The organism is Stenotrophomonas sp. 2619, from assembly GCF_040548725.1.
GTDB classification, from domain to species: domain Bacteria; phylum Pseudomonadota; class Gammaproteobacteria; order Xanthomonadales; family Xanthomonadaceae; genus Stenotrophomonas; species Stenotrophomonas maltophilia_AP.
In genome coordinates, this window is record NZ_JBEPSF010000014.1 from 87,663 (window position 1) to 104,985 (window position 17,323).

Genomic DNA, 17,323 nt, shown 5'->3' on the forward strand with positions numbered 1-17,323 from the left:
CCGGTTGCCGCGCGGCTCCGGCGCTGGGCGCCGATGTGATCTAAAATCGCGGGCTCGCCCCCTTTTGCCCCCAACCACCGCCCCCATGACCCTGCGCCTGCACAACAACCTGACACGCCAGCTCGAACCGTTCACCCCGCTCGATCCGACCTGTCCGACCCTGTATGTGTGCGGCCCCACGGTCTACAACTATGTCCACATCGGCAACGCCCGCGGCCCGGTGGTCTTCGGGGTGCTGGCCGACCTGCTGCGGCGCCGCTTCGGTGGCCTGCGTTACGCCCGCAACATCACCGACGTGGACGACAAGATCAACACCGCCGCGCGTGACCAGGGCGTGCCGATCTCGGCGATCACCGACCGGTTTGCCGCGGCCTACCGGGAAGACATGGCCGCGCTGGGCGTGGTGCCGCCGGACATCGAGCCGGAAGCCACCGCGCACATCCCGCAGATCGTCACCATGATCGAGCAGCTGATCGCGGCCGGCCACGCCTACGCCGCCGAAGGCCACGTGCTGTTTTCGGTCGGTTCCTATGCCGGCTATGGCAAGTTGTCGCGCCGCGACCCGGACGAAATGCTGGCCGGTGCGCGCGTGGACGTGGCCCCGTACAAGCGCGACCCGGGCGACTTCGTCCTGTGGAAGCCGTCCAGCGACGACCTGCCGGGCTGGGAATCGCCGTGGGGCCGGGGCCGCCCGGGCTGGCACATCGAATGCTCGGCGATGGCCGCCGCGCATCTGGGCCCGACCATCGATATCCATGCCGGTGGCGTGGACCTGCAGTTCCCGCACCACGAAAACGAGATTGCGCAGAGCGAGTGCGCGCACGGTGGCCAGACTTTCGCCCGGTTCTGGCTGCACAACGGCATGCTCAACTTTGGCGGCGCCAAGATGAGCAAGTCGATCGGCAATATCGAGCGCGTCCACGACCTGGTGCGCAAGCACGCCCCCGAGGCGCTGCGCTACGCGCTGCTGTCGGCGCACTACCGGCAGCCGCTGGACTGGTCCGACGCGCTGATCGAACAGTCCGCGCGCACGCTGGACCGGCTGTACGGCACCCTGCGCGACCTGGCGGCCGTGGAGGCCACCGCGGTCATCCCGGCCGAGATGGAAGCGGCCCTGGACGACGACCTCAACACGCCGCAGGCGCTGGCCGAACTGGCCCGCATCGCCGGCGAGGCACGCAAGGCCGCGCCGGCCGACCAGGCCCGCTGGAAGACCGCGCTGCTCGGCGCTGGCCTGGCGCTGGGCCTGTTGCAGCAGGATCCGGCCGCCTGGTTTGGCAACGCACCGGGCGACAGCGATGACGATGCGCGCATCCAGGGCTTGATCGACGCCCGCACCGCCGCCAAGCAGGGCCGCGACTTTGCCCGCGCCGACGCCATCCGCGACCAGCTGGCCGCTGAGGGCATCGCGCTGGAAGATACCGCCCAGGGCGTGCGCTGGGTGCGCAAGCGTTGATTCGCCGCCCGGCCAACCGCCGGGCGCTACCGCGACACAGATCCGGCCACGGATGGCCGGGTGTTCCCCCCGAACCATCACGGCCTGACCACGGAAGGCAGCTACCGGCCCGGAGTCCCCCATGACCCTTGCTTCCCCGTTCCCGCTTGAACCCACCGCTGCCGAGGCACAGGCGGCCATCGCCGATGAATTCGCCTTCTTCGGTGACTGGTCCGAACGCTACCAGTACCTGATCGACCTCGGCCGCAAGCTGCCCACCTTCCCCGACGCGTGGAAGACCGAAGAGCACCGCCTGCTCGGCTGCCAGTCGATGGTGTGGATCGTGCCCGAGGGCAACGCGCAGCAGCTGCGCTTCCACGCCATCAGTGACTCGGCGATCGTCTCCGGGCTGATCTACCTCGCCCTGCGGGTGTATTCGGGCCGTTCGGCGGCCGAGATCCTGGCCACCGAACCGAGCTACATCCAGGACATCGGGCTGTCCCGCCACCTGTCACCGACCCGCAGCAACGGCGTTGCGGCGATGCTGGCCTTCATCCGCGAGACCGCGCAGTCGCAGCACGCCCAGTCGTGAGTACCGACGCCCCTGCCGAGCCCGCCGAAAGCGCGCTGACCCTGCTGGCCCGTCCCGGCTTCTCGCTGCTGCTGGCCTACCGCATCTGCGCGATGCTCTCCTACCAGATCGTGGCGGTCACGGTGGGCTGGCACATCTACGAAGTGACCCGCAATCCGTTCTCGCTGGGCCTGGTGGGGCTGGCCGAGGTGCTGCCGTTCTTCTGCGTGGCCCCGTTCGCCGGCTACCTGGTCGACCACCTGCCCCGCCGCCGGCTGGGCATGGTCGCCGCCAGCGGCCTGGTGCTGACCGCCGTGGTGCTCACCGCCGTTGCACAGGGCTGGCTGCCGTTCCACGGGGTGTGGCCGATCTATGCGGCCATCGCCATGACCGGCATGGTCCGCGCGTTCCTGTCGCCGATCTACAACGCCCTGTTCGCCCGCGTGCTCGAGCGCCAGCAGTACGCGCGCGGTGCGGGCCTGGGCGCGGTGGTGTTCCAGGCCGGCATGGTGGCCGGCCCGGCGCTGGGCGGCCTGCTGGTGGCCTGGGGTGGCAAAGGCGTGGCCTACGGCGTGGCCGTGGCGGTCGCGCTGGTCGCGGTTGGCTGCCTAGCCGTGCTGCGCGTCTCCGAACCGGTGCACAGCGGCCCGGCCGCGCCGATCTTCAAGAGCATCGCCGAAGGCGGTCGCTTCGTGCTTGGCAACCGGATCATGGTCGGGGCGATGGCGCTGGACATGTTCTCGGTGCTGCTCGGCGGCGTGGTGGCGATGCTGCCGGCGTTCCTGCATGAAATCCTGCACCACGGCCCGGAAGGCCTGGGCATCCTGCGCGCCGCGCCCGCGCTCGGGTCGGTCTGCGTGGGCCTGTGGCTGGCCCGCCGGCCGCTGCAGCGCAATGCCGGCCGCGTGCTGCTGTTCGCGGTGGCCGGCTTCGGCCTGTGCGTGATCGGCTTCGGGCTGTCGCACAGCTTCTGGCTGTCGGCGCTGATCCTGTTGTTCTACGGTGCCTTCGACGGGGTGTCGGTGGTGATCCGCTCGACCATCCTGCAGCTGGCCACGCCGGAGGAAATGCGCGGCCGGGTGTCGTCCATCAACGGCATCTTCATCAGCTCGTCCAACGAACTGGGCGCGTTCTATGCGGGCACGATGGCCAAACTGTTGGGCCTGGCCCCGGCCGTGGTGCTGGGCGGTTTTGCCGTGCTCAGCGTGGCCGGCATCACCGCCTGGAAGAATCCGACGCTGCGCCGGTTGAACCTGCGGGATCTGCAGTAGGTACCGACCGTTGGTCGGTACGCCGTCATCGCACCACCGCGATGGGTTCCGACCCGCACATGCGACGCACCGTCAAGGCGCTGGCGGGTCACCCCTCACCCCTCGCCACCGAACCACAAAAAAACCCGGCCGAAGCCGGGCTTTTCACTATTCATCAACCACCAGAACCTCAGTCGCCCTGCTGCTTCTGCAGGTGCTCCCAACGTTCCTGGGCGTCGATGGTGCGCTCAGCGGTGAGACGCGCTTCCAGACGGTCCAGGCCGATCTCTTCGCCGGTGTCCACGCAGTAGCCGTAGTCACCGTCTTCCAGACGCTTCAGCGTGCTGTTGATCTTGCCGATCAGCTTGCGGTAACGATCGCGGGTACGCAGTTCCAGCGAGTTTTCGGTCTCGCGGGTGGCGCGTTCGGCTTCATCGCCGATGTCACGCACTTCTTCCTGCAGGTTGGCGATGGTCTGCTTGGATTCCTCGACCAGATCATTGCGCCAGTGCTGCAGGCGCTGGCGGAAATACTCCAGCTGCAGCGGGCTCATGTATTCCTCTTCCGCACTCGGCTTGTAGCCGTCGGGCAGGATCGGACGACCGGTGGCTTCGTCAGTCTTGTACTCCACCACCTTGACCTTGGTGCGCGGTGCCGGGGCGGACGAGCGCGCTGCCACGGCAACGGCGACCTTGCCGACCGGACGCGACACGGGCTTGGGGGCGGACTCGGACTTGGCGGGGGTTTTTGCAGGCGATTTCGAAACGGGCACGGGATTCTTGTTTTGCGGGGCCTTGGAGGCGGGGGCCGCTGCTGCCGGCGCCGGCGCGGACGCCGGTGGGGTAACAGGTTTGGCCGCGCTCTTGGCCGGGACAGACTTGGCCGGCGCCGGCGATGCCGGCGTCGGTGCGGACTTCACTACGGGTGCTGCAACCGGCTTGGCGGCCGGCTTGGTTGCCACGGGCTTGCTGGCGGTTTTACTTGCCTTCACCGGCTTGGCCGGCGGCTGCTTGGCCGCCACCTTCTTCGCCGGTGCAGGCTTGGAGGCCGGCGTGACAGCTGCCGGCTTCACGGATTTTTTCGCGACGGTCGTCGCCGGTGCGGCCTTCTTCACCGGCGCCTTGGCGACCGGCTTGGTCACCGCGGCCTTCTTGGCCACGACCTTCTTGGCGGGTGCAGCCTTCTTCACCGGCGCCTTGCTGACCACCGGCTTCTTGGCGACGGCTTTCTTCACCGCCTTGGCCGGGGTCTTGACGACCGGTTTCTTTACGGGTGCCGTCCTGGCCGCCGGTTTTTTGGATGCAGGCTTGCCAGCCGGCTTGGGGGCCGGTTTTTTGGCAACGGACTTGGCCGCCAACTTCTTAGCAACAGGCTTGGCGGTTTTCTTGGCGGCCTTGACGGCCTTCTTTGCAGTTTTTTTAGCAGCCACGAAACGCTCTTCCTTGGTTTCCCCGGGGCCCGGGAAAGCGGGCCTTTATAGCCTACCCGACCAGCAGCAGCAACCACACCGCCTACTCCGTTCAGCCCCGGAGTCGCAAGGCGTGGAGCCGGTCCGCCCGTCCAGCGGGGCCGGCTTGCGCAGTTCGGTACCTGACCCGGCCAACGGCCGGGGCGGCCCGCCACGCGCGTGGGCGCGGAGGGGACCAACGTCCCATCCTGCGACAAATGCGCCCTTCATGCCAACTGCCTTAAGATTGTCGGGTGATCTCACGCCTGCTCATTGCCCTGCTGCGCTTCTACAAGCGCTTCATCAGCCCGCTGTTGGGGCCGCGCTGCCGCTTCATGCCCAGCTGTTCTGAATACGCCATGCAAGCCATCGCCACGCATGGGCCCGCGCGCGGCAGCTGGCTCGCCGCGCGCCGCCTGGGCCGCTGCCATCCCTTCCATCCCGGTGGCATCGACGAGGTGCCGCCGCGCGCCGCGCACGACGCCGCCTGCCGCTGCACAGGAAAACACTGAAATGTCCTCCACGCTCATCGTCAACGCCCGCCTGGTCAACGAAGGCTCCATCCGCCAGGGCGACCTGCGCATCGAAAACGGCCGCATCGCGCAGATCGGTGCCAGCCTGGAGGCGCGCCCGGGTGAAACCGTGGTCGATGCCGCCGGCCGCTGGCTGCTGCCGGGCATGATCGACGACCAGGTCCACTTCCGGGAGCCGGGCCTGACCCACAAGGGCGACATCGCCACCGAGTCGGCCGCGGCCGTGGCCGGCGGGCTGACCAGCTTCATGGACATGCCCAACACCAACCCGCCCACGCTCAACGCCGAGATCCTGCAGGCCAAATACGACGCCGCCGCCGGCCGTGCGCGCGCCAACTACGGCTTCTACATGGGTGCCAGCAACGACAACCTGGAACACATCCAGTCGCTGGACCCCAAGACCGCGCCGGGCATCAAGGTGTTCATGGGCGCCTCCACCGGCAACATGCTGGTGGACAACCCGGAGACCCTGGACGCGATCTTCCGCGACGCGCCGACGCCGATCATCACGCACTGTGAAGACACCCCGATGATCGACGCCAAGGCCAAGGAGTACGCCGAGAAGTACGGCGATGCGCTCAGCGCCGAACAGCATCCGGACATCCGCTCGCGCGAGGCCTGCCTGAAGTCCTCCGAGCTGGCCGTGTCGCTGGCCAAAAAGCATGGCACCCGCCTGCACGTGCTGCACATCTCCACCGCCGACGAGCTCAAGCTGTTCGAGCGCGGCCCGCTGATCCGCGCCGACGGCAGCCGCAAGCAGATCACCGCCGAAACCTGCATCCATTTCCTGCGCTTTGACCGCAGCGATTACGCGCGGCTGGGCAACCTGATCAAGTGCAACCCGGCGATCAAGGAAGCCAGCGACCGCGAAGCGCTCACCCGCGCCGTGGCCGAGGACGTGATCGACGTGCTGGCCACCGACCACGCCCCGCACACCTGGGAAGAAAAGCAGAAGCCCTACCCGCAGGCGCCGTCGGGCCTGCCGCTGGTGCAGTACGCGCTGGTGGCCGCGCTGGAGCTGGTGCACGAAGGCAAGCTTGAAATCACCCAGGTGGTGCAGAAATTCGCCCATGCCCCGGCGCAGCTGTTCGATGTGAGCCAGCGCGGCTACCTGCGCGAAGGCTACTTCGCCGACCTGGTGCTGGTGGAGGACGTGCCGTTCACCGTGAAGCGTGAGGACGTGCTGTCCAAGTGCGGCTGGTCGCCGTTCGAAGGCATGACCTTCCGCTCGCGCATTGCCTCGACCTGGGTCAACGGCGAGCTGGCGTGGGACGGCGAGAAGCTGGTGGGCGCGCCGAACGGCCAGCGCATGAGCTTCGACCGCTGATGCGGGCGCGTGTGTTGGGCCTGGGCCTGCTCGCGGCGGGCGCCGTGGGCGTGGCCGCACTGCTGCCCTCCCCCGCTGTGGCGCAGGCCGACAGCCGGGTGGTGTTTCCGGCCAGCGCCTCGCAGGGCGCGATGGTGATCGGCAAGGTGCCGGCGGGCAGCGTGGTGCAGTACGCCGGCCGCACGTTGCGGGTGAGCGGCTATGGCAGCGTGGTGTTCGGGATCGGCCGCGATGAGAAGGGACCGCTGCAGCTCCAGGTGCAGCGCCCCGACGGCGGCAGTGACACGGTGAGCATCGCGGTGACCCCGCGCGACTGGCCGACCGAACGCGTCAACGGCGTGCCACCCAAAACGGTCAACCCGCCCCCGGCGATTGCCGAACGGATCAAGCGCGAGCAGGCCCAGGTGACGGCGGCGCGTGCGCGCGACGACGACCGCGCCGACTTCGCCAAGCCCTTCATCTGGCCGGTGCAGGGGCGCATCAGCGGCCGCTTCGGCAATGCCCGGGTGTACAACGGCCAGCCCGGTGCGGGCCATTCGGGGATGGACATCGCCGTCCCCACCGGCACGCCGGTCAAGGCCCCGGCCGCCGGCGTGGTCACCTTCGCCGGCCCGGACCTGTACCTCACCGGCGGCACGCTGCTGCTGGACCACGGCTTCGGGATCAGCTCGAACTTCCTGCACCTGTCCCGGATCGACGTGAAGGTGGGCGACCGGGTCGAGCAGAGCCAGGTGATTGCCGCGGTCGGGGCCACCGGCCGTGCCACCGGCCCGCACCTGCATTGGGGCATGAACTGGTTCGACACCCGCATCGACCCACTGCTGGTGCTCGAGCGCGGTAAGTAACCGGTAGTGCCGGCCGCTGGCCGGCTCCCCGCCATCCGTGCATCGCGCGAACGGCAGCCGGGCAGAGCCCGGCGCTACGGGTGCTGCAATCCGGCGCGCCGAGCAACCGGTAGTGCCGGCCGCTGGCCGGCTCCCCACCATCCATCCATCGCGCGAACAGCAGCCGGGCAGAGCCCGGCGCTACGGGTCGCCCGATCAGCCGCGGCCGGCCCACCACGTGCGCAACAGCGTGCGCATCGGCGTGACCTTCAGTTCGCGGCCCTGCGCACTGGCCTGCAGCCGCGTGCGCGCCAGCGAGGCGTACATGCGCCGTGCGCGCGGGCCGGGCACGCGGGCCGGCCACCGCGCCAGCAGCTGCTGCGCCCAGCGTTGCGCGGCATCGCCATCGCCGGCGGCCAGCAGCGAACGCGGCACGGCCGCGACACCCGCGGCATTCAGCCGCTGGGCCAGCGTCTGCACCAGCACCGGGGTGGCCACATCGCCGCGCGCGGGCGCTTCAAACATCACCGCTTCCACCGCGGCCACCGCGGCCGCGTACGGCTGCAGCACCTTGAATGCCTGCGCAGGGTCCGGCGCGGCCGCGCGGGCGTCGATCAGGTCCGGCAGCGCATCGGCCAGCGCGGTCCACGGCGCGCGCACCGGCTCCAGCAGCCGCCCCAACGGATGGCGTGAGCGCTGCCCGGCCCAGCTGCGCAGCTCTTCGCCCCACCACGCCAGCTTGGCGTCGGCCGGCATCGGGTCGCCACTGGTGTTGAGGATGTCGTCGAACTCCTGCAGCAGCGTGAACCACGCCACCACCAGGGCGCGCTGCGCCTCGGGCACAAACGGTTCGGCCACCGACCATTCCGGCCAGCGGGTGCGCCACTTGTCCAGGAAACTGTCGAGGGCACTGGAAGTTGTCACGGGGTGTTCCTTGCAAAGGGGCGGCACCCATCAACGGTGGGTACCTACCGGGGGTGCGCAGCGGCTCAGTGCCGCTGCGTGCCTGGGGTGTGGTGTGTACCCGCCAACGGCGGGTACCTGCCGGGTCAGCCGCGTGCGGGCGGCCAGGCGTCGGCGCGCTGCAGCTGCGCGGGGTGCTCGATCATGCGCTCGGCACCCCAGGCCAGCGGGTCGTCGGCGTCCAGCCGGTAGCCCCAGAGGGCAGCGACCGAGGCCATGCCCGCGGCGTTGGCCGCCACGATGTCGCGCTCGTCATCGCCCACGTAGATGCAGGTGGCCGGATCGACGTTCATGCGTTCGGCAGCGGCCAGCAGCGGCAGCGGGTGCGGCTTGCGCTGGGCCAGGGTGTCGCCGCCGATCAGCACGTTGCAGCGCGTGTCCCACCCCAGCTGCGGCACGATCAGCCGCGCCAGGTATTCGGGCTTGTTGGTGACGATGCCCCAGGCGCAGCCCGCCGCATCCAGCGCATCAAGCATGCCGGCCACGCCGTCGAACAGCACCGCGTGCTGGCCGATCAGGGCTTCATAACGCTGCAGGAACTCGGGCACCAGCGCATCGCGCTCGACCTGGCCCAGCTCCGGGAAGGCCACCGACACCATCGCGCGCGAGCCCTTGGACACCACCGGGCGCAACGCGTCCAGGCGGATCGGGGCGCGGTCGCGCGCGGCCAGCATCGCGTTGGCGGTGGCCAGCATGTCCGGCGCGCTGTCCAGCAGCGTGCCGTCCAGGTCGAACAGAACCGCGTGCGGAAAACCGGACTCAGACACCTGCGGCATCGTCCGGCTTGACCGCATGGGCCAGGTAGTTGATGTCGGTGCGGCTGCTCAGCCGCGCGCGGTTGCGCCACGGCTCGTAGGCCATGCCGCTGACATCGCGCAGGCTCAGGTCGGCTTCGCGCAGCCACTTGCCCAGCTCGGCCGGCTTGATGAAGTCCTGGTAGTGATGGGTGCCCTTGGGCAGCAGGCGCGCCACGTACTCGGCACCGACGATGGCCACCGCGAAGGCGGCCGGGGTGCGGTTGACCGTGGACAGGAACAGCTGGCCGCCCGGCTTCAGCAGTCGGTGGCAGGCGGCGATGATCGCGCCCGGGTCCGGCACGTGCTCCAGCATTTCCATGCAGGTGACCACGTCGAAACTGCCCGGCTGTTCGGCGGCCAGGTCCTCGGCGGCCTGCACGCGGTAATCCACCGTCACGCCCGACTCCAGGCTGTGCAGGCGCGCCACTTTGACCAGTTCCGGCGCCAGATCGATCGCGGTGACGTCGGCGCCTTCCTTGGCCAGCGCCTCGCTGAGCAGGCCGCCACCACAGCCGATATCCAGCACGCGGGCGCCGCGCAGGGGCACGCGCCGGGCAACGTACTGCAGGCGGACCGGGTTCAGGGCATGCAGCGGCTTCTGCGGGCCGTCGACGTCCCACCAGCGGTTGGCGAGGGCGGCGAACTTGTCCAGTTCGGCCTGGTCGAAATTGGTGGACGCGTGGGGGGTGTTCATGGGGGTCCTTGGTGCGTCAAGCACGGATGTGTCGGATGCGCTCGCGCCACTGGCGCGCGTTGGCGACGATCGCCGCGGTGTCCATGCCGACCAGTTCGCGCTGCACCAGCTTGGGCTGGCCGGCAATCCAGACATCGCTGACCTGGTGGCGGCCGGCTGCGTAGACAAGCTGCGAGAGCACATGGTGCAGCGGCTGGGTTTCCAGTGCGGACAGGTCCACGCAGACCAGATCGGCCTGCTTGCCCACTTCGATCGAGCCGATGCGGTCGCCGAAGCCCAGCGCGCGTGCGCCGCCCAGGGTGGCCGCGCGCAGCGTGGTGGCCGCGTCGAGCGCGGTGGCATCGTTGGCCACGGCCTTGGCCAGGATCGCCGCGGTGCGGTTCTCGCTGAACATGTCCAGGTCGTTGTTGCTGGCGCAACCGTCGGTGCCGATGGCCAGGTTCACGCCCGCACGCTGCAGCGCGCACGCCGGGCAGAAGCCGGAGGCCAGCTTGAGGTTGGATTCGGGGCAATGCACCACGCTGACGCCGCGCTCGGCGCACAGGTGGATTTCCGCTTCGGTCAGCTGGGTCATGTGCACCGCGATCAGGCGGTCGTTGACCAGGCCCAGGCGGTCCAGCCGCGCCAACGGGCGCTGGCCGTGCAGTTTGATCGAGTCGGTGATTTCCTGCGCGGTTTCATGCGTGTGCAGGTGCACCTGCATGTCCAGCTGGTCGGACAGCATGCGCACGCGTTCGAAATTGGCATCGTTGACGGTGTACGGCGCGTGCGGCGCGAACGAGGTACCGATCAGCGGGTCGTTGCGCCACTGGTCGTGCAGCTCGCCGGCCTTGGCGAAGTACTCGTCGTCGGTCTTGGCCCAGGCGGTCGGGAAATCGATGATCACCGCGCCGACCAGCGCACGGAAGCCGTGCTGCTTGTAGACGGCGGCCTGGACGTCGGAGAAGAAGTAGTTTTCGTTGGCACAGGTGGTGCCACCGCGCAGCATCTCGGCGATGGCCAGGGTGGTGCCGTCGGCCACGAATTCCGGGCCGATCACCGCCGCTTCCACCGGCCAGATGTGCTGCTGCAACCAGACCATCAGCGGCAGGTCGTCGGCGACGCCCCGCAGCAGGGTCATCGGGTTGTGGGTGTGCGCGTTGACCAGGCCCGGCATCAGCGCCGCGTCGGGGCGCGAGACGGTCTGCTTCGGCGCAAAACGCTCACGCGCCTCGGCCCGCGGCAGGATCGCGATGATCTCGCTGCCGCGCACGGCCACGGCATGGTCTTCCAGCACCACCGCATGCGGTTCGATCGGGACCACGTAACCGGCTTCGATCAGCAGGTCACAGGTTTCGGGAATGCGTGCGGTGTCGGTCATGCGTGCTCACTTGTCTGGGCGGACGGCCCGAAGGTGTGGGCGACCGGGACGCTCTGGAGGTACAGCCGACCGTTGGTCGGCTGTACCGGGTGCGGTGCTGGCCGATACGACAGCCGACCAACGGTCGGCTCTACCGGTATGGTGGTCAGCCGATGCTGCAGCCGACCAACGGTCGGCTCTACCGGTGCGGTGGTTGGCCGATGCTGCAGCCGACCACCGGTCGGCTCTACCGGTGCGGTGGTTGGCCGATGCCGCAGCCGACCAACGGTCGGCTCTACCGTAATCCGACCTTTGGTCGGATTACTTGCCTGCGCGTGCGGAGTATTCGCCCGAGCGGGTGTCGACCTTGATGATTTCATCCTGGTTGACGAACAGCGGCACGCGGACCACGGCGCCGGTTTCCAGGGTGGCCGGCTTGCCGCCGCCGCCGGAGGTGTCGCCACGGACGCCCGGATCGGTTTCGACGATCTTCAGTTCGACGAAGTTCGGCGGCTGGACGAAGATCGGCTCGCCGTTCCACAGGGTGACGATGCAGGACTCTTCGCCCTTCAGCCACTTTTCGGCGCCGCCCATGCCGGACTTGACGGCCTGGACCTGCTCGAAGGATTCCGGGTCCATGAAGTGCCAATACTCGCCGTCGCTGTACATGAAGTCCATGTTGGTATCGACCACGTCCGCCTTCTCCACGTCGTCGGTCGCCTTCATGGTCATTTCGACCACGCGGCCCGACTTGATGAAGCGGTACTTCATGCGGGTGAAGGCCTGGCCCTTGCCCGGCTTGACGTATTCGGTCTCGGTGATGACCGCCGGTTCATTGTTGACCAGGATCTTCATCCCGTTCTTGACATCGTTCATGCCCACAGTGGCCATGCTGAAACTCCTGAATGGGCAAACGCCGCGCAGGCGCGGCGAGCCGGATAGAATGGAAAACCCACCGGCACCGGTGGGGTGACTCGTTTTTCTGACCGACATGATAACCGCAGGCCCCCATTCCATGCAGCTTTCCGCCACGCCCCTGCCCACCCCCGTGCGCTGGCAACAGCTGTGGCGCCAGGCGGTACGCGACCCGCGGGTGCTGCTGCAGCAGCTGGGCCTGGACCCGGATGCCCTGCCCGTATCGGCCGAAGCGGCCAGCCAGTTCGCGGTGCGCGTGCCGCAGGGCTTCATCGCCCGCATGCGGCACGGCGACCGCCACGACCCGCTGCTGCGCCAGGTGCTGCCGATCAGCGATGAAATGCAGGTGGTGCCGGGCTTCAGCCTGGACGCGGTCGGCGACGGCCTGGCCAAGAAGGCCACCGGGGTCATCCAGAAGTATCGCGGCCGCGCCCTGCTGGTGACCACCGGCAGCTGCGCGATCAACTGCCGCTACTGCTTCCGCCGCCACTTCGACTACGGCACCGAGAACGCGGCGAAGGAAGGCTGGCGCGAGGCGGTGGATGCCATCGCCCAGGACCCGGACATCGACGAGGTGATCCTGTCCGGCGGCGACCCGTTGTCCCTGGCCACCCACAAGCTGGTCGAGCTGACCGATGCGCTCCGGCAGATCCCGCATCTGCGCCGGCTGCGCATCCACAGCCGCCTGCCGGTGGTGCTGCCCGAACGCGTGGACGAGGACCTGGTGCAGTGGCTGGCCAGCCTGCCCTGGCCGCTGGCGTTCGTGATCCATGCCAACCATGCCAATGAATTCGACGCCAGCGTGGACGCGGCGATGGCCCGCCTGCGCGGTGCCGGGGCCACCCTGCTCAACCAGGCGGTGCTGCTGCGCGGGGTCAACGACTCGCTGCAGGCCCTGCAGGACCTGAGCGAGCGCAGCTTCGCCGCCGGCGTGCTGCCGTACTACCTCTACCAGGTGGACCGGGTGGAGGGCGTGGCCCACTTCGAGGTCAGCGACGAGACGGCCAAGGCGCTGCACGCGCAGCTGACGACGCGGCTGTCGGGCTACCTGGTGCCCAAGCTGGTGCGCGAGATTTCCGGCGACGGCAGCAAGCGCCCGGTGTGAGGCGAGCGACCACCAACGGTGGCCGCCCCGTAGAGCCGGCTCTGCCCGGCTGATCCACCAACGCACGTAGAGCCGGGCTCTGCCCGGCTGATTCACGAACGCACGTAGAGCCGGGCTCTGCCCGGCTGATTCACGAACGCACGTAGAGCCGGGCTCTGCCCGGCTGATCCGGCAATGTAGATCCAGCCGGGCAGAGACCGGCGCTACGGGCTTGCGCCCTACACGCCGGCCTCGATCATCTCCACCACATCCGTGGCGCTGACCGGGTGGCTCAACCAGTAGCCCTGGCCCAGGTCGCAGCCGCGCTGGCAGAGCAGGTCGAACTGCACTTCCTGTTCGATGCCCTCGGCCACCACGGTGATGCCCAGCGCATGGGCCATGGCGATGATCGCCGTGGTCAGGGCCAGGTCGTCCGGGTCGCGCTGCATGTCGGCCACGAAGCTCTTGTCGATCTTGACCCCATCCACCGGCACCTGGCGCAGGTGGCTCAGGCCGGAGAAGCCAGTACCGAAGTCGTCCAGCCACACCTTCACCCCGGTGCGGTGCAGCTTGTCCAGCAGCGCCGCGGCCAGCATTTCATCGCCGATCACCGCCGTTTCGGTCAGCTCCAGGTGCAGCCGCGAGGCCGGCAGGCCAGTGTCGCGCAGGCAGTCGGCGACCAGGTTGGGCAGCTCGCCGCCACGCAGCTGGCGCGGCGATACGTTGACCGAGACAAACAGGCCGTCCCCGTCCACCCCATGCGGCCACTGCACCGCTTCCATGCAGGCCGCGCGCAGCACCTTCGGGCCGATCACCTCGATCAGGCCACTCTGTTCGGCCACTTCGATGAACACCGACGGCGGGATCGTGCCCAGCGTGGGGTGCTGCCAGCGCAGCAGTACCTCCACCCCCACCATGCGCCGGTCGCGGGTGCGGAAGATCGGCTGGTAGACCAGCCGCAGTTCGCCGCGCTCCCAGGCGCCGCGCAGCTCCTGCTCCATGTGCACCCGGCGCTCCACCGCATGGTCCATCGCACGGCTGTAATAGCGGTAGCAGTTCTTGCCGGCCACCTTGGCCTGGTACATCGCGATGTCGCCATTCTTCAACAGCGTGGTCGCATCGGCCGCATCGTCGGGGAACAGGGTCACGCCGATGGACGTACCCAGGAACAACTCGCGCCCCTGCACGAACAGCGGCTTGCCCAGTTCACGGACCAGGACCTCGGCCAGTTGGCGGGCATGGGCGGCCACGTCGCCGTCACCGAGCAGGATCACGAATTCATCGCCACCAAAGCGGGCCAGCAGCGCCTCGTCGCCCCCGGCCTGCGCCACGGCGGTACTGATGCGCTGGGCGAACTGCAGCAGCGCTTCATCGCCGGCCTCATGGCCCAGGGTGTCGTTGACGCGCTTGAAATCGTCCATGTCGGCAAACAGCAGCGCCAGCCGATGGTTGGAGGCGCGCGCGGCCATCAGCCGGTGATCCAGCGCCTCGCGGAACGCCAGGCGGTTGGTCAGCCCGGTCAGCGCATCGGTGTAGGCCATGTGCCGCACTTCGCGGTCGTGGCGGGCGATCGACTCGCTCATCCGGCCGAACGCACGCACCAGTTCGCCCACTTCGTCCTTGCGCGGGCTTTCATGCAGCGTCAGCTGGTAGTCGCCCGCCTCGATCTGGCGCGCGGCCCCGGCCAGCCAGCGGATCGGGGCCACCAGCGTGCGCTGCACGTAGATGATCATGCCCACGCCGATGCCGACCAGCAGCCCCAGCATCAGCAGAAGCCAGCCGAGGTGGCGCTTGCCCACCTGCTGCAGGCGTTCACCCAGGGTCTGGTTGGCGCGCTGCTCCATCGCCTGCACGTCATCCAGCGCCATCCCCACCCGGACCCCGCCGATGCGCTGGTTGCCGATCATGATCGGCATCGCGTTGTCGAGCACCTTGGGCGACTGCTGCACCACCAGCGCGCGCGCGGCGACCGCGCCGGCCGCCAGTGGGTCGCTCATGGGCCGGCCGAAGTCGATCACCTCGGCGGAGCCGTCGTGGATCAGCTTGCCGTCCTCGTCGAAGACCAGCACGTAGCGCACCACCTGCTGCCGCGAGGTGTTGCGCACCAGCGCGCCGACCTGCTCCAGGTCGTTGTAATACAGCGGGTTGGCCAGGGCGTCGGACAGTTCCCGCGCCAGCGCTTCACCGCGGCTGCGCACGCTGCGGTCGAACAGGTCATGGATGACGTTGCCACTGAGGTGCTGGACCTCATCCTGCATCGTCGCCTGGCGCCCAAGTACCACCGCGACGATGGCGATCACCACCAGCATCGCACCGCTCATCGCCAGCACGAAGCGTGCCTGCATTCCGGAACCCAACAGCCTCATTCCACTTCCATCCGCACGCGAGCCAAGCCTTGTTTGAGTTCATCCAACCGGTGCTGCATCTGCGCATCCACCCGATGGAATCCGGACGTACCAAAAAATGTCTGCAGCGCATCCTGCGCCTTGGGATCCGATGCCGCCTCCAGCAGCACCGCCTGCAACCGGTCGCGCACCCGTTCATCCAGACCGGCGCGCACCATTTCCACTGCGCGCGGGTACGGCTCGGTACGATGGATGACACGGAAATCACGGCGGAAGGTGGCCGGAATGCGATGCCCGTCGGTCCAGTCCACGCTGCTGACCGCCCCGGCGTCCACCACGCCCTTGTGAACCAGGGTGGCGATGTTGCCCTCCGAGCGTGCGAACACGTAGCCCACCGTATCGGGGGCGGCCGCATCGCGCGCCGAGAGCAGGATCTCCGGGGTCAGGCCCTGCTGCAACAAGGTCATCACCGGCACCAGGTAGGCACTGGTGGAGGCCACGTTCTGCAACGCCAGGGTGTGCCCCTTGAGGTCGGCCAGTGTCGCAATGGTGCTGTCGCGGCGCACAAAAAAGACGGTGTGGTAGTCACGCACGCCGCTGCGCTCGGTCAGCAGCAGGGGCTGGGCGCCGCTGCGCAGGCCCAGCGCCACCGCGGTGCCGGAGGTTTCAGTGACCCAGTCCACCCGGCCACGGCGCAGGTAGCTGGCCATCTGCTGGGCGTCGGGTGCCATCAGGATGCGGCCTTCGGTGATACCGACGTCGCGCATGCGCGGAACCACGTAATCGAGCAGGGGTTGCAGTTGCGCATAGTGTGACTTGGGGTTGTCGCTGATCCGGCCCAGTACCAGCACGTTGTCCGGTGCCGCTGACGCAGGTCCGGCCATCAGCACGATAGCCAGACACAGCAGACCTCCCTGCAGCAGCCATCGCAGACCCGGCACTCCCATCACTCCCCCCAAGGAATCCGAACAGCCTACCCGAAAAAGTGAGAACTGCGTCAGCTCATTCGGGCTTGGTGTTGGCCAGCCGCGCCATCCGCTGTGCGTCGGACAGGATGCCGCGCAACAGGCGGACTTCCTGTTCGCTCAACCCGGTACGCAGGAACAGGCGGCGCAGTTTGCGCATCGCCGATTCCGGGGCGCGGCCCTTGTGGAAGTCGATGTCGTCCAGGGTCTGGCCAAGCTGGGTGAACATGCCTTCGACCTGGGCATGGCTGGCCGGCTGCTCACGGAACTCGGGGTCGGCCGGCGCGGCGCCGGCAATGCCGCCCAGCACGGCCATGCGCGTTTCATAGGCCAGCACCTGCACGGCGGCGGCCAGGTTCAATGAACTGAAGTCGGGGTTGGACGGGATATGCACGGCCAGGTGGCACAGCTGCAGTTCCTCGTTGGTCAGGCCGGTACGCTCGCGGCCAAACACGAAGGCCACTTCGGCCGGTTCGGCGGCCTTGGCCAGGGCGCGCTGGGCGGCAACGGCCGGCAGCAGTTCCTCAAGCTGGACCCGGCGGGCACGCGCGGTGCAGCCCAGGACCAGGGTGCAGTCGGCGACGGCCTCGGCCAGGGTGGCCACGACCGGTGCGTCGCCGAGCACGTCCTCGGCGCCGGCCGAGCGCCGGAACGCTTCATCATCCAGCGGCTTTTCCGGTGCCACCAGGACCAGCCGGGACAGGCCCATGGTCTTCATGGCGCGCGCCGCAGCGCCCATGTTGCCGGGGTGCTGGGTGCCGACCAGGACGAATCGGATACGGGTAGGAGCGGTTTCAACGGACATGAACAGGCCAAACGCGAGCAGGACAGCCA

Annotated in this window: 16 protein-coding genes; 7 read left to right on the plus strand and 9 right to left on the minus strand. The window is 68.6% G+C overall.

Going from position 1 to position 17,323, the window contains the following annotated elements; all coding sequences use genetic code 11:
- Positions 1-85: 85 nt before the first annotated feature.
- From cysS to ABIA71_RS14770, 3 genes are all read left to right on the plus strand, one after another.
- A complete protein-coding gene (gene cysS, locus ABIA71_RS14760) occupies positions 86-1,456 on the plus strand; it encodes a cysteine--tRNA ligase (RefSeq protein ID WP_354286140.1) in 1,371 nt (456 codons plus the stop codon).
- A 121-nt stretch (positions 1,457-1,577) separates the two neighbouring features.
- Complete coding sequence (locus ABIA71_RS14765) at positions 1,578-2,027, plus strand: SufE family protein (RefSeq protein WP_128096867.1); 450 nt, start codon at positions 1,578-1,580, stop codon at positions 2,025-2,027.
- Complete coding sequence (locus ABIA71_RS14770; protein ID WP_354286142.1) at positions 2,024-3,277, plus strand: MFS transporter; 1,254 nt, start codon at positions 2,024-2,026, stop codon at positions 3,275-3,277. Before ABIA71_RS14765 ends, ABIA71_RS14770 begins: the two co-directional genes overlap by 4 nt.
- Positions 3,278-3,446: 169 nt before the next feature.
- Here the strand turns inward: ABIA71_RS14770 and dksA are convergent, their stop codons facing one another.
- Positions 3,447-4,685, minus strand: coding sequence for an RNA polymerase-binding protein DksA (gene dksA, locus ABIA71_RS14775; protein ID WP_354286143.1), 1,239 nt, complete (start codon positions 4,683-4,685; stop codon positions 3,447-3,449).
- A gap of 272 nt (positions 4,686-4,957) precedes the next feature.
- Between dksA and yidD the strand changes: the two genes are divergently transcribed.
- The 3 genes from yidD to ABIA71_RS14790 are packed head-to-tail and all read left to right on the plus strand — an operon-like array spanning position 4,958 to position 7,408.
- Positions 4,958-5,215, plus strand: coding sequence for a membrane protein insertion efficiency factor YidD (yidD, locus tag ABIA71_RS14780; protein ID WP_019182827.1), 258 nt, complete (start codon positions 4,958-4,960; stop codon positions 5,213-5,215).
- A gap of 1 nt (position 5,216) precedes the next feature.
- Positions 5,217-6,563: a dihydroorotase gene (locus tag ABIA71_RS14785; RefSeq protein WP_354286145.1), complete on the plus strand. Its 1,347-nt coding sequence runs from the start codon at positions 5,217-5,219 to the stop codon at positions 6,561-6,563.
- On the plus strand, positions 6,563-7,408 hold the full coding sequence (locus tag ABIA71_RS14790; RefSeq protein ID WP_354286147.1) for a M23 family metallopeptidase: 846 nt from the start codon (positions 6,563-6,565) through the stop codon (positions 7,406-7,408). Before ABIA71_RS14785 ends, ABIA71_RS14790 begins: the two co-directional genes overlap by 1 nt.
- Positions 7,409-7,603: 195 nt before the next feature.
- On the opposite strand, the gene ABIA71_RS14795 is transcribed toward ABIA71_RS14790, so the two are convergent.
- The 5 genes from ABIA71_RS14795 to efp form a co-directional block, all read right to left on the minus strand.
- Positions 7,604-8,311 (minus strand): squalene/phytoene synthase family protein, encoded by a 708-nt coding sequence (locus ABIA71_RS14795; RefSeq protein WP_354286148.1) that lies wholly within the window; start codon positions 8,309-8,311, stop codon positions 7,604-7,606.
- A gap of 125 nt (positions 8,312-8,436) precedes the next feature.
- The gene (locus tag ABIA71_RS14800; RefSeq protein ID WP_128097722.1) at positions 8,437-9,126 is read right to left on the minus strand and encodes a phosphoglycolate phosphatase; all 690 of its coding nucleotides are present in this window, start codon (positions 9,124-9,126) and stop codon (positions 8,437-8,439) included.
- Positions 9,110-9,841 (minus strand): bifunctional 2-polyprenyl-6-hydroxyphenol methylase/3-demethylubiquinol 3-O-methyltransferase UbiG, encoded by a 732-nt coding sequence (gene ubiG / locus ABIA71_RS14805; protein ID WP_354286152.1) that lies wholly within the window; start codon positions 9,839-9,841, stop codon positions 9,110-9,112. Before ubiG ends, ABIA71_RS14800 begins: the two co-directional genes overlap by 17 nt.
- Before the next feature lie 16 nt (positions 9,842-9,857).
- Positions 9,858-11,201, minus strand: a complete 1,344-nt coding sequence (locus ABIA71_RS14810) for a TRZ/ATZ family hydrolase (protein ID WP_038687400.1) — start codon at positions 11,199-11,201, stop codon at positions 9,858-9,860.
- A 300-nt stretch (positions 11,202-11,501) separates the two neighbouring features.
- Positions 11,502-12,071, minus strand: coding sequence for an elongation factor P (efp, locus tag ABIA71_RS14815; RefSeq protein WP_128097720.1), 570 nt, complete (start codon positions 12,069-12,071; stop codon positions 11,502-11,504).
- 100 nt (positions 12,072-12,171) lie between these two features.
- Between efp and epmB the strand changes: the two genes are divergently transcribed.
- Complete coding sequence (epmB, locus tag ABIA71_RS14820; protein WP_159497290.1) at positions 12,172-13,200, plus strand: EF-P beta-lysylation protein EpmB; 1,029 nt, start codon at positions 12,172-12,174, stop codon at positions 13,198-13,200.
- 218 nt (positions 13,201-13,418) lie between these two features.
- Here the strand turns inward: epmB and ABIA71_RS14825 are convergent, their stop codons facing one another.
- The 3 genes from ABIA71_RS14825 to ABIA71_RS14835 form a co-directional block, all read right to left on the minus strand.
- The gene (locus ABIA71_RS14825) at positions 13,419-15,545 is read right to left on the minus strand and encodes an EAL domain-containing protein (protein WP_354286154.1); all 2,127 of its coding nucleotides are present in this window, start codon (positions 15,543-15,545) and stop codon (positions 13,419-13,421) included.
- Positions 15,542-16,465: a phosphate/phosphite/phosphonate ABC transporter substrate-binding protein gene (locus tag ABIA71_RS14830; protein ID WP_502961256.1), complete on the minus strand. Its 924-nt coding sequence runs from the start codon at positions 16,463-16,465 to the stop codon at positions 15,542-15,544. Before ABIA71_RS14830 ends, ABIA71_RS14825 begins: the two co-directional genes overlap by 4 nt.
- A gap of 61 nt (positions 16,466-16,526) precedes the next feature.
- Positions 16,527-17,294, minus strand: coding sequence for an RNA methyltransferase (locus ABIA71_RS14835; protein ID WP_354286157.1), 768 nt, complete (start codon positions 17,292-17,294; stop codon positions 16,527-16,529).
- Positions 17,295-17,323 lie beyond the last annotated feature (29 nt).

Bases quoted from the DNA above. Each gene is read 5' to 3' on its own strand.
- ABIA71_RS14765 (WP_128096867.1), top strand. From the start codon at position 1,578: ATGACCCTTGCTTCCCCGTTCCCGCTTGAACCCACCGCTGCCGAGGCA.
- ABIA71_RS14800 (WP_128097722.1), bottom strand. From the start codon at position 9,126: ATGCCGCAGGTGTCTGAGTCCGGTTTTCCGCACGCGGTTCTGTTCGAC.
- ABIA71_RS14785 (WP_354286145.1), top strand. From the start codon at position 5,217: ATGTCCTCCACGCTCATCGTCAACGCCCGCCTGGTCAACGAAGGCTCC.
- ABIA71_RS14810 (WP_038687400.1), bottom strand. From the start codon at position 11,201: ATGACCGACACCGCACGCATTCCCGAAACCTGTGACCTGCTGATCGAA.
- ABIA71_RS14835 (WP_354286157.1), bottom strand. From the start codon at position 17,294: ATGTCCGTTGAAACCGCTCCTACCCGTATCCGATTCGTCCTGGTCGGC.
- ABIA71_RS14825 (WP_354286154.1), bottom strand. From the start codon at position 15,545: ATGAGGCTGTTGGGTTCCGGAATGCAGGCACGCTTCGTGCTGGCGATG.
- efp (WP_128097720.1), bottom strand. From the start codon at position 12,071: ATGGCCACTGTGGGCATGAACGATGTCAAGAACGGGATGAAGATCCTG.
- epmB (WP_159497290.1), top strand. From the start codon at position 12,172: ATGATAACCGCAGGCCCCCATTCCATGCAGCTTTCCGCCACGCCCCTG.
- ABIA71_RS14790 (WP_354286147.1), top strand. From the start codon at position 6,563: ATGCGGGCGCGTGTGTTGGGCCTGGGCCTGCTCGCGGCGGGCGCCGTG.
- ubiG (WP_354286152.1), bottom strand. From the start codon at position 9,841: ATGAACACCCCCCACGCGTCCACCAATTTCGACCAGGCCGAACTGGAC.
- cysS (WP_354286140.1), top strand. From the start codon at position 86: ATGACCCTGCGCCTGCACAACAACCTGACACGCCAGCTCGAACCGTTC.